Here is a 14,017-nt window from a genome sequence, read left to right as displayed (position 1 = left end):
GGAGGGTTTTATACGATTTAGGGGCAGAAAAAGATTTCCATTTTTTGCACATGAGGAGAGGAAAATCTGGAATTTTGTTTAAAATCAGGCACTTTCAGGGGGTTTATCTTTTCGTGGGATGATGGAAAGGATATTATTAACCTTAAAACTACTGTTAAAAAAGCGATACAAAAGAAAAACCAATAATAAAACAAGAAACCAAAGCCGCCGTGTCCGCTGGTTGATTCACCAGCAGGCGCGGCGGCATTTTCTGTCTCATCATTCTGTTCTATCATTCCATATCCATCATCCATCCCCATTTCCCGCCGCACTTTTTTCGGCAGCAAAGGGAGCTTTTCGGCAGCAGAGAGATCTAAGCGATTTCCGAGGTGAACTGCTTTGGCTCGCTGCCCTTGGAGACCAGATAAACCTTGATGCAGTCAGGTGTGGAATTCATGGCATAGCGCGCCATGTCTTCGGGAGGGACCACCATACCATCGCAGGCCCATTTGACATACATATTGGACGCTCCGTGGGCATTAAAGGCCAGCGCGTAAAGGCACTCATCTGTGAGTACATGTTCACCGAAACGGTTGGAAATGTAATCTTTATAATAATTATATGTCTGATTGTAGATGGATTCCAGAAGGCAGTTCTGGCCTTCCAGATGGCAGGCCTGAGTAAAAAAAGGCTGGTTCAGCTTGGCTTTTTCATAGATACTCAGAAGATAGGCGTAAAAGCCGCTTGCTTCAATGATCCTTTTTTCACCCCGCAGTGTCCTGTGAAAAATCCAAAATATCAAATCATTTTTATCCAGAAAGTGATTATAAAATGTCTGCCGCCCTGTGCCCACACGTTTCACAATATCGGTGACCGTTACCTTGCTCAATGGTTTTTCATTGCTTAGTTCAATTATTGCATCAGCAAACAGCTTCTTTACGTCAATGGCCATAAAAATCCCCTCTGTGTGTATTATTTCTTTTCTCCAAAGAGTCAGATTAATGATTCGGAATCTGTTGTGAAATTCAAGAAAGGTAAAACAGAATAATAGGTTTTAGGATACTCTCTTCCACCATAATAATCTATATTTGGAAAAAGTCAATATGTGCGTTCTTACATTTTTCCTCTTGGATTCTCTGCCGCGGGGAGGGGGTCTAAACGATAATAAATTCACAATTACTATGAAAGCAGCCGGAAAAGAGCTATTTGCCGTTGAATTTTCAGCACTGATACACATGTAATAATTTGTCCATATTTAGACAAAAATAGTCAATAGTCCATATTTGTACGGTATTTACTGATTATAAATTCAAATATGAATATTTTTGGGATATAATTCAATTAATAAAAAATTAACAAACAGAAACACACAGCATATTGTCTGTAAAATGTTGAATTGTTTAACTATTTTTGTGCAAAACAGGAGGGGTACAATGGGGAAGTTAGCAGTTGAAATTGACAAAAAACAGGCGGAAAAATACCGGAAGCAGGGGCTTTGGGGTGATGCTACCTTGCTGGACTACTGGCTGCTGTCAGTGAGATCTTATCCTGACAAGGCCATGGTTGCAGATGACCAGGGCTCGTCATATACATACAGGGAATTGGACCAGGCATCCGACCGGCTGGCAGCTTACTTAAAGACAGAATGTAAACTGGAGGAAGGGGACATTGTTTCCGTCCAGCTGCCCAACTGGACGGAGTTTACCCTGATCCTCATTGCCTGCCTGAAGGCAGGAGTTGTGGTCAATCCGCTGCTTACCGGTTTCAGGGAGAGCGAACTGATCCACCGGTTGTCAAAATGTTCTTCCAAACTGATCTTTGTTCCGGGTGAGTTTAGAAATTACGATCATGTGGAACTGGCACAGAAGGTGGCTGAAAGTGTTCCCAGTCTGAAAAAGATTGTGATCGTGGACAAGCATGCTCCTTACGGCAAAGAGGAGGGAAAATGGGACCATCTCTCAGACATCCTGGAAAGGGATGCACTGCCCGCAGCGTATTGCCGGGGCGAGGCCGATGACGTGGCAATTGTTCTGTTCACATCCGGTACAGAGAGCGTTGGAAAAGGCGTGATGCTGACCCACAATAATCTTATAGCCAATATGAAGGGCTATATATCCATGACGGATCTGCACAGCTTTGACTCCATGATCATGCCGGTTCCCCTGTCCCATGCCACCGGATTGATGTACGGCGTCATCGTCCCCTTTATAACCGGAATGACCAGCGTGCTCCTGGAACGGTATACCGTGGACCGGTGCCTGGATATGATCCAGCAGGAAAAGTGCACGGTGATCGAGGGGCCTACTGTAATTGCATATGATGTCATGCGCCGGATCGAGGAACGGCCTGACGTGGATATCTCTTCCCTCCGGTTCTTTTACTGCGGAGGAGCGCCCATCCCACGTACCCTGGTAGAGAAAGCATTAAAAAAGGGGATCAAGGTGCTGGGGGTTTACGGATCCACGGAGAGCGCCCCGCACTGTATTGTCTCCCCCTATTTCCCCACTGAAAAAGTGCTGACAACAGACGGCCTGCCCGTACCGGGCACCGAGATTAAGGTGGTGGATGAACGGGGCAATCAGGTAGGACCCTGGGTGGAGGGTGAGGAACTGTCCAAAGGTCCCGGTGTGTTTATGGGATACATTGATGAGCCGGAGATGACAAGTGCTGCCATTGATGAGGAAGGATGGTACCACAGCGGGGATCTCTGCATCATGGATGATGATGGATTTATACGTATTACAGGCAGGAAAAAGAACATTATCATCCGGGGCGGGGAGAATATCAGCAGCGTGGAGATAGAAGGTATCCTGATGCTGCATGAAAATATCATTGAGGCGGCCGTGGTATCCTATCCTGATGACCGTATGGGGGAAAAGGCCTGCGCGTACCTGGTGTTAAAGGATAAGGATAAACCAATGGACCTGGCGCAGATACAGGCCCATATGGAAAAGAACGGGACCGCAAAATATAAATGGCCGGAGCGGCTGGAATTCATAGACAGCCTGCCCAGGACGGAAACGGGAAAGGTACAGAAATTTAAGCTAAGGGAAGACGTCAGACGGAAGATAAAATGCGAGGCAAAACATATGGAGGTCAAATGATTCCGGAAAGACAAAATTATACAACGGCCTGTATGACCAGCCGCCGCCCGCCCATGCACAGCAGTCATCCGGTATTTTACCGGTGTGAAAGCTGCGGCAGCGTAAGCATAGAGTATGGAGGATGTCCGCTCACTGGATCCAAGTGCGGGTGCAATGGAACGCGCCTGCGCCTGGAGACGCCTGGTCCGGATGAGGAGGACAGGACCCATATTCTCTCCTATGTGTTTTTTGGAGGGGCGCAGCATAACGCGGTCCGGATCTCGGTTGGAGGCGGAAGCCATCCAATGACAGAGGAGCATCGGATCGAGTGGATTTATTTACTTACCTACGAAGGAGGGCAGATGAAATTTTTGGATACATCTTTAAAGGCTCAGGCTGTATTTGCCATGGCCGGAAATGATGCTTATTCATACTGTGATCGCAGTATTTGCCGTATGGGACGTGAACATTGTCAGTTCCAGTGCAAGAGAGGCTGGGAGGTCTATGCATACTGCAGCCTTCATGGCTTAAGACATCTTGTACTGTGACCGTGTGATTCCAAGAAGATAAGGAGAGTGAAAAGACATGAAGAAACTGTATACCCCAGCCATGATCGGAGCTCTGCAGCTTAAAAACAGGATGGTAATGGCGCCTATGGTGGATGGGTATAGTGAAGGGGGAATGCCTACAGCGCGCAGCCTGGAATATTTCCGGGTCCGCGCAGCAGGAGGGATCGGCCTTGTGATCGTAGGCAATATCCATGTGGATTCCACCCACAGGCATGTTATGCCCGGGTTTAATCTGTATGAGGACTGTTTTACAGAAAAACTCCGTCCGCTGGTACAGGTAATCCATGATGGGGGAGCCAAAACCTTTGCCCAGCTGATCCACCAGGGAAGGTATGCGAAATCCAGGGATTATATAGACGGGGTGCAGGCAGTGGCGCCATCAGCTGTTTTTACGCGGATGACCGGGGAGACCCCGAGGGAACTTTCAGTAGATGAGATCCTGGACCTGGAACAGGCATTTGCCCGGGCAGCCGGACGGGCGGTGGAGGCCGGTTTTGACGGGATAGAGATATGTACTAATTCGGGATATTTGTTTGGACAGTTCCTATCCCCCCTGACCAACCTGCGCACGGATCAGTATGGCGGTTCCCTGGAAAACAGGGCTTTGTTCCTGGTGGAAACCATTGGGGCTGTGCGCGGGCAGGTGGGAAAGGATATTCCGGTCACGGTACGCATGGGCGGGAGTGATTTTGTCCCGGGCAGCAATACCAACAAGGAGGCGTGCCGGATCGCCGCTATGCTGGAACAGGCAGGCGCGGATGGGATCAGTGTCACCGGAGGATGGCATGAGAGCGGTGTGCCCCAGGTAACCATGGACCTGCCCCACGGCGTATTCAGCTATCTGGGGAGGAACATACGCCGGTCGGTTTCAATTCCGGTGATGATGGGCAACCGCATGAATGCCCGGATAGCGGAGGAACTGGTGGAGCGGGGGGATGTGGACTTCGCCGTGTTTGGCCGGCCTCTGCTGGCGGACCCTGAACTTCCCCGCAAGGCATCGGAGGGAAGGGTGGAGGACATCAGGCCCTGTGTGGGATGCAACCAGGGATGTCTGGACCATTCCATGAGCGGAAAGAGTATTGAATGTCTCTGCAATGCCGAGTGCGGCAGGGAAAGTCTGCTCAGGGATGAAAACGGACTCCTGCCCACTGAAAAAAAGACGGACCATCCTAAGAAGATCCTGGTAATCGGCGCCGGTGTGGCCGGAATGGAATTCTCCAGGGTGGCCTCTCTGAGAGGACACAGGGTTGTCATATGGGAAGAAGGACCGTGCTGTGGAGGCCAGCTGCGGCTGGCGGCCGTTCCCCCTGCCCGCCATGATTTTGATTACCTGGCGGATTATCTGCAGTCTGCCTGTATAAAGGCGGGGGTACGGTTCTGTTTTAACACCAGGGCGGATGCGCAGTCAGTATTTCGCGCAGTGAAGGAACAAGGATTTGACCATGTTGTGACAGCTACCGGAGCACGTCCTGTAAGGCCGGGAGTTCCGTCTGAAGAAGGCGCTCACATTGTGCAGGCCTGGGATGTGCTTAAGAAACATGCAGATACAGGCTCGGATGTGGTGGTCGTGGGCGGCGGCGCGGTGGGGATTGAGACAGCCATCCTGCTGGGGGAGGAAGGGACATTGACCCCTGAAGCCCTCCGGTTCCTTACCCTGTACAAGGCAGAGCCCCAGGAAGCGCTGTATGAGATGCTTAACAGCGGCAGCAAAAAGGTCACTGTTGTGGAAATGCTTGATAAGGCGGGAAGGGATATTGGCAAGACGACCCGCTGGATTATGATGGACCGGCTGAGAAAGCTGGGGGTCAGGATCTGCACAGGCACCCGTCTCACGGAGATAAAAAGGGACAGAGTAGTGGTGGAAGGGCCTGATGGAGCAGAGGAGATCCCTGCTGATACGGTGGTCCTTGCCATTGGGTCAAAAGCGGACCGTGGCCTGTATGAGGAGATAGAGAAAGAGTTTCATGAGGTTTCCTTGATCGGTGATGCCTGCACGCCCGGAAAGGCCATGGACGCCCTCAGGGAGGCATACGATCTGGGGATATCCATGAATTGAATCTGATAAAAAAAGGAAAGCATAAATATGACAGAAAATGTTTTTTCCGGTTTGACAATACTTGACCATACCCGATACCTGCTGGGCGGTTATGCGACTCAGGTTTTTGCAGACCTGGGTGCGGATGTGATCAAAATTGAAGAAATATCAAGGGGTGATCTGTGCCGTAGCGATGATCCAAAGATCAATGGTGTCAGCCACTATTTTTCAGCGCTGAACCGCAATAAAAAGAGCCTGTCCCTGAACCTGAAGAGCAAAGCAGGCAGGGAAGCATACTTCCGTCTTTTGGAGCGGGCGGATGTGGTGATTGAAAACTTCCGTCCCGGAGTCATGGAACGTCTGGGAATTGACTACAGCCATGAGAAGGAGATCAGGCCCGATATCATACACTGTTCCCTGACCGGCTTTGGGCAGGATGATCCCAGAAGCCTGATGGCATTTCACGATATCAATTTCCAGGCCCTCAGCGGTTATCTCTCCCTGAACGGAGGAAAGACCAGCCCGATCCATCTGGTGGATCTGTCCACGGCCATGGTTGCGGTCCAGAGTATTATGGCGGCGCTTTTACAGAGAAATGGGACAGGTAAGGGGGCGTTCTGCGACATCCGTATGTTTGATTCGTTTGTCTGGTGGAATTCCATACTGGATGCCAGGTACCAGTTTTCAGGCAGCCGGCTGACCGCGGATACGCTGGACTTCCCGGTCCTGGCTTACAACGTGTACGAGACAGCGGACAGCGGAAAGATATCCGTGGGTATGCTGGAGGACAAATTCTGGGATACCTTCCTTTCCCTGAACGGTCTGGAAGAATTAAAGCCATTTAAGCTAAGCCATCCCGGGGAGGCCAGAGAAGCCTTTGATACAATGGAGCAGCTGTTTAAAAGCCGGACAACGCAGGAATGGAAGAAATGGCTGGAGGACAAGGACATATGCGCCATGTGGGTCATGGATAAGACGGATGCCGTCAATTACATATTGGAACAGGATACGGGACTGATGGAATACTGCGATTTCCCATGTACGGGTGAAACACTTCAGACACGGATACCGCAGCTTATAAGTTCCATTCCCGTATCCCTGAAACATGCGGCGCCCGCCCCCAAACTGGGGGAGCACAATGCTGCGATCTTAAAAGAACTGGGATACTCGGACGAGGAAATATTAAACATGTCTGAAACAGGAGCCTGCGGAACCATTGAAGCTATGGGGCCGGGGCCGGAACCACTGGAGGAGGAGTCTCTGGCTGCGGAGCCGCTGGATCCGCCTGGTGTTTCCGGCAGAAGAACGGGATTAACAAATTTGTAAGAATAATCAAACAAAAATAGGAGGAATAAAAGAATGTTAAACGACCAGAGGATCAGTGAGAAGGAACTGTACGACCTGAGGATGAAGATCCGCCATGTAGTTGAAAATGATTTGGAAGCCCTTTCCGCGGAAATGGAAAAAAGTAATGTTTATCCGCCGGAGATGTGGGAGATCGGTAAGAAAAACGATATGTTCCGCCTTTCCCTTCCCACCCAGTACGGCGGCATGGGCCTGTGCCTGGAGCAGTACTTTACGGTATTGGAGGAGATAGGAAGGGGCAACCAGGCGATCCGCATGTTTTTCCATGTAGCAAACGGACTGAGCTGGGAGATCATGGCGGAGCACGGCACAGAGGAAATGAAGAATGAGTACCTTCCCAAAATGGGGACCGGTGATTTCTTTGTGGCCTTTGCCCTCACCGAACCTGACTGCGGTTCCGGCGTTGACATCCGCAGCACAGCCGTAAAGAAAGGGGACAAATGGGTCCTGAACGGACGTAAGACCCTGATCTCCTTTACAGATATCTGCGATGCATACTATATCATCGCTGTCTCAGATGAAGAGAAACGCAAAAAGGGCGGCCATACGGCGTTTTATGTTCCGGCTGACACAAAGGGGCTGAGAGTGGAAAACATGCCTCATATGATGGGCTGCAGGGGCACAGGACACGGGGATGTGATCATGGAAGACATGGAGATCCCGGATGAGTACCGTCTGGGAGCGGAAGGGGAAGGACTCACCGTATTCCTCCATGCCCTGGCCGTATCCCGTGCATCCATCGGCGTCTGCCTGCTGGGACTTTCACAGCGCATGCTGGAACTGGCCATTGCCAGGGCAAAGGACAGGGTCACCTTTGGAAAAGCGCTGATCCAGCGTCAGGCCGTGCAGCAGATGCTGGCAGATATGGCCACGCAGGTCCACGCACTGCGGCTGCTGGTGCGGGACTGCGCCCAGAAAGCGGACCGGGGTGAGGATATAGAGATGATCTCATCCATGATGAAGCTTCACGGAATTGATACGGTCCGCACCGTGTCGGACGGCTGTCTGGAAATCTTCGGCGGGATCGGATACTTCGAGGACAATCCTTACGGGCCGGTGGAACGCCTGTACCGGGATGCACGCGCCATGTGGTTTGAGGAAGGCCCCCGCACGGTTCAGCGCCTTACTCTGGTCCGCAAAGTAATCGATGCGGACGGGGAGATAAGGACATCCAATTACTGCTGATTGTAAGATGACAAAGAGAGGTATTCCGACTATGAAACCATTAGAAGGCATTAAAGTTATTGAACTGGCAGAATATGTGGCTGTTCCCGGAGCACCGCGGCTGCTGGCTGACTGGGGCGCAACCGTGTATAAGATTGAGCGGCCCCAGGGGGATCCCAGCAGACATTTAGGGCCGTCATTTAAGATGATCGATTTTATGAAGGAAGATTATAATCACTGCGTGGATATGATGGTGGGCGGAAACCGGCAATATATCTGCCTGGATCTGAAAAAGCCGGAGGGAATGGAGGCGCTGCATAAACTGCTGGAAACAGCGGATGTGTTTGCCACCAGCTGGCGCCAGAAGGCCCTGGATAAACTGCATCTGGATTACGAATCACTGAAGGAAAAATACCCCGGGCTGATCTACGCCCAGGTTACAGGATACGGCGACCGCGGTCCGGAAAAAGATAATCCGGGCTATGACACCATTTGTTATGCGGCCAGGGGCGGTTGGTTCCGCTCCCTGCCCCAGGAGGGAGACGCCCCCATGAACTGGCCCAACGCCCTGGGGGATCTTCCCACTTCAGTGGCCCTTGCGGCAGGCATCTGCGGGGCATTGGTGAAAAAGGCAAAAACAGGGCTGGGGGACCGTGTATTTATCAGCCTGTACCACACCGCCCTGTATTTCCTGACAGTGGGGATCGTGACCAGTACATATGACAATCATTATCCCAGCTCCAGAAAGAACCCGCCCAGCCCTCTCAACAACACATATCCCACCAGGGACGGCGGATGGATCTATTTGTGCATGCCGGTTTATGACGCTGAATTCAACAAATGTATGGATCTGATCGAGAGGCCCGACCTGATCGGCTCCCCCGTGTACAGCAGCTATAACAAGGTGCTGGCAGAAGGGCGTGTCACGGAAGTGGTCAACCTCATTGAAGAAGGCTTTATGAAAAAGGATGCGGATGAGTGGGTACGGATTTTTAAGGAAAAAGATACGCCTGCCGGAAAATGTTTTACCGTGGATGACATACTGTCAGATCCTCAGGCATGGGAGAATGATTTCCTCAGAAAGATCCACTATGACAACGGGGTGGATGGTATTGTCACAGACACGCCTGTGCGTTTCCAGAGTATGGGACTTCCGCCCCTGGAACAGTCCAAACCCATCGGTTATCACACTGAGGAGATCCTCAGCCAGTACGGTTATACCCAGGAACAGCTGGATGAGATGAAAAGAAGCGGGGCTATCGTAGTGAAACACCATAACTGTGAATGATCTAATTTGAACTTGTGAGGTGAAGGAATATGGCAATGATTTATACGGAAGATCAGCTGTCTATCAGGGATTTGATTCGTGACTTTATGGCAAAGAGAGTGAAACCCTATCTGAGGGAACTGGATGATAAGGGAGAGTTTCCTCAGGATATTTACAGGGAAGCGTTTGAAATGGGGCTTCACTGTCTGCAGATACCGGAAGAGTTCGGCGGCGCCGGACTTGATTATGTGACCATGGCAGTGGCTCTGGAAGAAATGGGAAGATGTGATCCCGGCTTTGCCATCACCATGCTCAGCACATCCATGACCCTTAAGTGTATCCTGCTGGGGGGCAATGATGAGCAGAAACAGAGGGCGGCCGATATCTTAATACCAGGCGCCCATGGAAGCTTCAGCATGACGGAGCCAAATGCAGGTTCTGACACACTGAGCCTGCGCACCACGGCCCGCAGGGATGGGGATGATTACATACTCAATGGTACTAAATGCTTTGCCACCAACGGCGCATACAGTGATCTGTACGTGATTATCGCCACTGTGGACAGGTCTCTTGGCTCCAAGGGGACGGTGGCCTTTATGGTAGAGGGCGGTACACCGGGACTCAGCGTAGGCAAGCATGAAAACAAGATGGGACTCCGCCTTTCCAATACCTGTGACCTGTTCCTGGAGGACGTCAGGGTACCGGCTGCCAATATGCTGGGCTCAGTGGGCGATGGTATCAGGATCGCTTTGGGCGGCCTGGATACAGGGCGTATCTATAACGCTGCAGTGGCAGTGGGCATTGCCCAGAACGCACTGGAAGAAAGCGTGGCCTATGCAAAGACCAGGGAGCAGTTTGGAAAGCCCATCATAGAAAACCAGGCGATCCAGATGATGCTGGCAGATATGCAGATCGGTACCGAGGCAGGGCGGCAGCTGGTATTTGGCGCAATGCGCCTGCTGGACTCCGGTGTCAAGAGAGTCAGCATGGAGGCCTCCTGTGCAAAGACCTTCTGTAGTGACAATGCGGTGAAGGTCACCACAGATGCGGTGCAGATTTTTGGCGGCTATGGCTACAGCAAGGAATATCCCGTGGAGAAAATGATGCGTGATTCCAAGATATTCCAGATATTTGAGGGGACGAATCAGATCCAGCGCCTGGTGGTATCCAGGGAATTGGCAAAACTTTATTGAGATTTTACCAAGAGATGATAATGGTACTTAAGTGATAAAGTGAGGAGGATTTTGGTATGGCTATGAAGAGACCGTATGGCGGGGAGCAGCCGTATATAAAAATGGGGATGTTTAAGGTGCGTATTCCGTTTATCCATTGTAATCCCACATTTCCTGAGGCAATTCAGGGCATGTGTAACGGCGTATTGTGTTTTGGCGCAATATCCACGATCATGCTTTGTACAGGGGTGAGTGAGGAAGCTGCCTATGGGGCTGCATTTATCAGCACATTCCTTTATATTATCAATTCCCTGGCAGGAGATCCCACGGTGTGCGGGTGGATCATGCCCGCAGTGCCCCTTGTAATTGCGTTTTGCCAGGGATATCCGGCAGAGCTTCAGGTCCAAGCCATGGCAGCACTGCAGCTGATGCTGGCGGCAATCTTTCTGTTCTTAGGCGGAACAGGGCTTGCTAAAAAGGTAATTGCCTTTGTCCCGCCCAGCATCAAAGGCGGCATTGTCCTGGGTGCGGCCATTGCTTCGATCTTTGGTGAATACAAGTCAGGCGGCCGTGTGGGAACCTATCCCATCACGATCATGGTATCCACGGTTGCAATGATCTTTTTGCTGTACAGCCCTGTTTTTAAGGGCTGGGTTAAAAAGGGGAATCCTGTGGCAAAGATGCTGGCAAGCTTTGGACTTGTACCGGCAGTTATCCTGGCAATGATCCTGGCTGCTCTCACCGGTGAGAGCCCCATGGAATTTTCCATCTTTCCTATTTTGACGATTCCGAATTTTGCAATCATGTTTAAAGAACTGTCACCGTTTTCCGTAGGATTTCCAAGTCCCGCCATATTGATTTCCGCCATTCCCACGGCATTTGCCATTTATATTGTTGCATTTGGCGACACCCTGGTGCTGAAGGAAATCGTCAGGGATGGAACCAAGTCAAGAGAAGATGAATACTGTGAGCTGAATGTAAACCGTGTAAGCATTACAGCAGGGTTGAGAAACCTGGTTCTGGGCCTGATCTGCCCCTTTGGGCCACTTGCATCCCCTTTGGGAGCGGCGTTCACCATCTCCATGCTTCAGGGGTATGAGGACCGCGGAGAGAAAGGATTCTACAGTGTGCACGGCGGCGCTATGTCGGGAAACTATATGCCGTTTATCACAATGATCTTTACACCGATCGTAAGCCTGGTGCGCCCCATTGCACCGATCTGTATGAGCCTTTGCCTGGTGTCCCAGGGATTTACCTGCACGGCCAGCGGTATCGGGCTGTGCCGGGACAAGTCGGACCTGGCCATTGCAGGAGCCATTGCGGCTGTCATGGTCGCCAGAGGCGCCGCTTGGGGATTTGCGGTAGGTATTGTATGCTACATATTTATTGCTTCCAGGGATAAGCGAAAGGATGATCTGTCATATAACAGGTCTGTGATCGCAGCGGAGGACGAGGAGGAGCGCAGAGCACAGGAATTAAGGGAAAAAGGTGCGGCGGCGTAAATCTGTTATAAAGATGAGGGATGAATTATGAATATATTAGTATGTATCAAACAGGTGCCGGATACAACGGAAATAAAAATAGACCCGGTGACCAATACATTGATCAGGGACGGCGTTCCCAGCATTGTCAATCCGTTTGACGGATACGCGCTGGAAGCAGCTGCACGCATCAAGGATGCCAACCCGGATACAAAGATAGTGGTGGTGTCCATGGGCCCCAATCAGGCAACGAATGCGTTAAAGGAATGCCTCGCCATTGCAGCGGACAAGGCATATCTGGTTTCAGACCGGGCCTTTGGGGGATCGGATACACTGGCTACCAGCTATATTCTGTCACACACCATCAGGAAGATCGAGGAGACAGAGGGAAAATTTGACGCTATTTTCTGCGGCAAGCAGGCGATTGACGGGGATACGGCCCAGGTGGGGCCTGAGATCGCGGAGCATCTTGGTCTGCCCCAGGTGACCTATGCTCTGGAGGCGGAGGCGGAGGGAAACACCTTCCGGGTTTTGAAAGAAGGGCCGGACTACAATATGATGATCGGCATTACCATGCCGTGTCTGATCACATTTACCAAGCCTGGTTTTGACCCGCGTTACCCTTCCATTAAGAGGAAGATGGCGGCCAACCGCGCAGTGATCCCTGTTCTCACTGCCGCGGATCTGCCGGATATTGACCTTACACGGGCAGGGCTTAAGGGTTCGCCTACCAAGGTGAAGAAATCCTTCTGCCCGGAACGCAAAAAAGGCGGAGTCATCATTAAGGAGGACAGTGACCAGGCATCGGCAGCCAAGCTGGTTCAGGTGCTTAGCGCTGCCTGCCTGATATAAGGAGGAGGGGATACCGCAGATGGACGCAAAGACAAAGGATTTATGGGTATTGATTGAGACAAAGGAAGACGGGACTCCGAGAAAAGTGGGGCTGGAACTGCTGAACCCGGGCCGCAGACTGGCTGATAAGCAGGAGGGAAAGCTGGTGGCCGTGGTGATCGGCTGCCGGACAGAGGCTTCGGTTCAGGCAGCGGGAGAATACGGAGCGGACGAGATCATTGTTGTGGATTCCGAGGAGTTTAAGGAGTACTCCACGGACGCTTATACGGCTGCCCTTACATTTCTCATAGAGAAATATGGACCCACCACCATGCTCATCGGTGCAACGCCCACGGGCCGTGACCTGGGCCCCAGGCTTTCCTGCCGTTTAAAGACCGGACTGACCGCGGACTGCACCAGTCTGGATGTGGATGCGGAGACCGGCAATATGGCCTGGACACGTCCTGCATTTGGAGGAAACCTGATGGCAACCATTCTATGTCCGGACTGCCGGCCGCAGCTGGGTACGGTCCGCCCCGGGGTTTTTAAAAAGCCGGAAGCAGGGATTTCCAGGGCCGGGATCATAAAAGAGGCGTATTCTTTCCCCAAAGAAAAGATCCGGACCACTGTCCTTGAGATCATCCGGGAGGCGGCCAGCGAGGTGGTGGACCTGGAAGGAGCTGAGATCATTGTATCAGGGGGCCGCGGACTGGGCGGACCGGACGGGTTTAAGCTTATGCGTACTCTCGCGGATGTGCTGGGCGCAACCGTGGGCGCTTCCAGGGCGGCAGTGGATGCGGGCTGGATCAGCCACTCCCATCAGGTGGGACAGACCGGCAAGACCGTTGCCCCAAAGATTTACATTGCCTGCGGCATTTCCGGCGCCATCCAGCACATGGCGGGCATGAGCGGGGCTGACTGCATTATCGCCATCAACAAGGATCCGGAAGCTCCCATATTCGGCATCGCAGACTACGGCATTGTGGGAAACCTGTTCGAGGTAGTGCCCGTGATAACGGAGGAGATCAAAAAAGCCAGAGCGTAATATGGGTACATGGCGGCTCATATATT

The 14,017-nt window shown here is 51.7% G+C and carries 12 protein-coding genes; 10 read left to right on the top strand and 2 right to left on the bottom strand.

Annotated features, from left to right (window positions below; genetic code table 11):
• Positions 1-17 precede the first annotated feature (17 nt).
• Positions 18-293, bottom strand: a complete 276-nt coding sequence (locus ABID13_RS01250) for a hypothetical protein (RefSeq protein ID WP_040416590.1) — start codon at positions 291-293, stop codon at positions 18-20.
• Between the two features lie 59 nt (positions 294-352).
• Positions 353-931, bottom strand: a complete 579-nt coding sequence (locus ABID13_RS01245) for a TetR/AcrR family transcriptional regulator C-terminal domain-containing protein (RefSeq protein ID WP_007863657.1) — start codon at positions 929-931, stop codon at positions 353-355.
• A 481-nt stretch (positions 932-1,412) separates the two neighbouring features.
• Here ABID13_RS01245 and ABID13_RS01240 point away from each other — a divergent pair, with 481 nt between their 5' ends.
• Genes ABID13_RS01240 through ABID13_RS01195 form a run of 10 tightly spaced genes read left to right on the top strand, consistent with a single transcriptional unit; the run spans position 1,413 to position 13,991 of the window.
• A complete protein-coding gene (locus ABID13_RS01240) occupies positions 1,413-3,083 on the top strand; it encodes an AMP-binding protein (RefSeq protein WP_007863658.1) in 1,671 nt (556 codons plus the stop codon).
• Complete coding sequence (locus ABID13_RS01235; protein ID WP_007863659.1) at positions 3,080-3,610, top strand: desulfoferrodoxin family protein; 531 nt, start codon at positions 3,080-3,082, stop codon at positions 3,608-3,610. The genes ABID13_RS01240 and ABID13_RS01235 overlap by 4 nt, the downstream gene beginning before the upstream one ends.
• Positions 3,611-3,647: 37 nt before the next feature.
• Positions 3,648-5,687 (top strand): oxidoreductase, encoded by a 2,040-nt coding sequence (locus ABID13_RS01230; RefSeq protein ID WP_048930605.1) that lies wholly within the window; start codon positions 3,648-3,650, stop codon positions 5,685-5,687.
• A 27-nt stretch (positions 5,688-5,714) separates the two neighbouring features.
• Positions 5,715-6,992 carry a CaiB/BaiF CoA transferase family protein gene (locus ABID13_RS01225; protein ID WP_048930606.1) on the top strand — a complete coding sequence of 426 codons (1,278 nt, stop codon included), beginning with the start codon at positions 5,715-5,717 and terminating at the stop codon, positions 6,990-6,992.
• A 33-nt stretch (positions 6,993-7,025) separates the two neighbouring features.
• A complete protein-coding gene (locus tag ABID13_RS01220) occupies positions 7,026-8,216 on the top strand; it encodes an acyl-CoA dehydrogenase family protein (protein ID WP_048930607.1) in 1,191 nt (396 codons plus the stop codon).
• 31 nt (positions 8,217-8,247) lie between these two features.
• The gene (locus ABID13_RS01215) at positions 8,248-9,483 is read left to right on the top strand and encodes a CaiB/BaiF CoA transferase family protein (protein WP_045093363.1); all 1,236 of its coding nucleotides are present in this window, start codon (positions 8,248-8,250) and stop codon (positions 9,481-9,483) included.
• 29 nt (positions 9,484-9,512) lie between these two features.
• Positions 9,513-10,655 (top strand): acyl-CoA dehydrogenase family protein, encoded by a 1,143-nt coding sequence (locus tag ABID13_RS01210; protein ID WP_045093362.1) that lies wholly within the window; start codon positions 9,513-9,515, stop codon positions 10,653-10,655.
• A gap of 56 nt (positions 10,656-10,711) precedes the next feature.
• On the top strand, positions 10,712-12,136 hold the full coding sequence (locus ABID13_RS01205) for a SulP family inorganic anion transporter (RefSeq protein WP_007863673.1): 1,425 nt from the start codon (positions 10,712-10,714) through the stop codon (positions 12,134-12,136).
• 27 nt (positions 12,137-12,163) lie between these two features.
• Complete coding sequence (locus ABID13_RS01200; RefSeq protein ID WP_007863675.1) at positions 12,164-12,967, top strand: electron transfer flavoprotein subunit beta/FixA family protein; 804 nt, start codon at positions 12,164-12,166, stop codon at positions 12,965-12,967.
• A 19-nt stretch (positions 12,968-12,986) separates the two neighbouring features.
• A complete protein-coding gene (locus ABID13_RS01195) occupies positions 12,987-13,991 on the top strand; it encodes an electron transfer flavoprotein subunit alpha/FixB family protein (protein WP_048930608.1) in 1,005 nt (334 codons plus the stop codon).
• Positions 13,992-14,017: the final 26 nt, after the last annotated feature.

The organism is Enterocloster citroniae (assembly GCF_040545455.1).
GTDB classification, from domain to species: domain Bacteria; phylum Bacillota; class Clostridia; order Lachnospirales; family Lachnospiraceae; genus Enterocloster; species Enterocloster citroniae.
The sequence above is the reverse complement of the archived record's forward strand: the minus strand, read 5'-3'. Positions and strand labels throughout refer to the sequence as shown.

Coding starts and splice junctions, on each gene's coding strand:
- ABID13_RS01235 (WP_007863659.1), top strand. CDS start 3,080: ATGATTCCGGAAAGACAAAATTATACAACGGCCTGTATGACCAGCCGC.
- ABID13_RS01240 (WP_007863658.1), top strand. CDS start 1,413: ATGGGGAAGTTAGCAGTTGAAATTGACAAAAAACAGGCGGAAAAATAC.
- ABID13_RS01230 (WP_048930605.1), top strand. CDS start 3,648: ATGAAGAAACTGTATACCCCAGCCATGATCGGAGCTCTGCAGCTTAAA.
- ABID13_RS01215 (WP_045093363.1), top strand. CDS start 8,248: ATGAAACCATTAGAAGGCATTAAAGTTATTGAACTGGCAGAATATGTG.
- ABID13_RS01195 (WP_048930608.1), top strand. CDS start 12,987: ATGGACGCAAAGACAAAGGATTTATGGGTATTGATTGAGACAAAGGAA.
- ABID13_RS01200 (WP_007863675.1), top strand. CDS start 12,164: ATGAATATATTAGTATGTATCAAACAGGTGCCGGATACAACGGAAATA.
- ABID13_RS01250 (WP_040416590.1), bottom strand. CDS start 293: ATGGATGATGGATATGGAATGATAGAACAGAATGATGAGACAGAAAAT.
- ABID13_RS01205 (WP_007863673.1), top strand. CDS start 10,712: ATGGCTATGAAGAGACCGTATGGCGGGGAGCAGCCGTATATAAAAATG.
- ABID13_RS01210 (WP_045093362.1), top strand. CDS start 9,513: ATGGCAATGATTTATACGGAAGATCAGCTGTCTATCAGGGATTTGATT.
- ABID13_RS01245 (WP_007863657.1), bottom strand. CDS start 931: ATGGCCATTGACGTAAAGAAGCTGTTTGCTGATGCAATAATTGAACTA.
- ABID13_RS01220 (WP_048930607.1), top strand. CDS start 7,026: ATGTTAAACGACCAGAGGATCAGTGAGAAGGAACTGTACGACCTGAGG.
- ABID13_RS01225 (WP_048930606.1), top strand. CDS start 5,715: ATGACAGAAAATGTTTTTTCCGGTTTGACAATACTTGACCATACCCGA.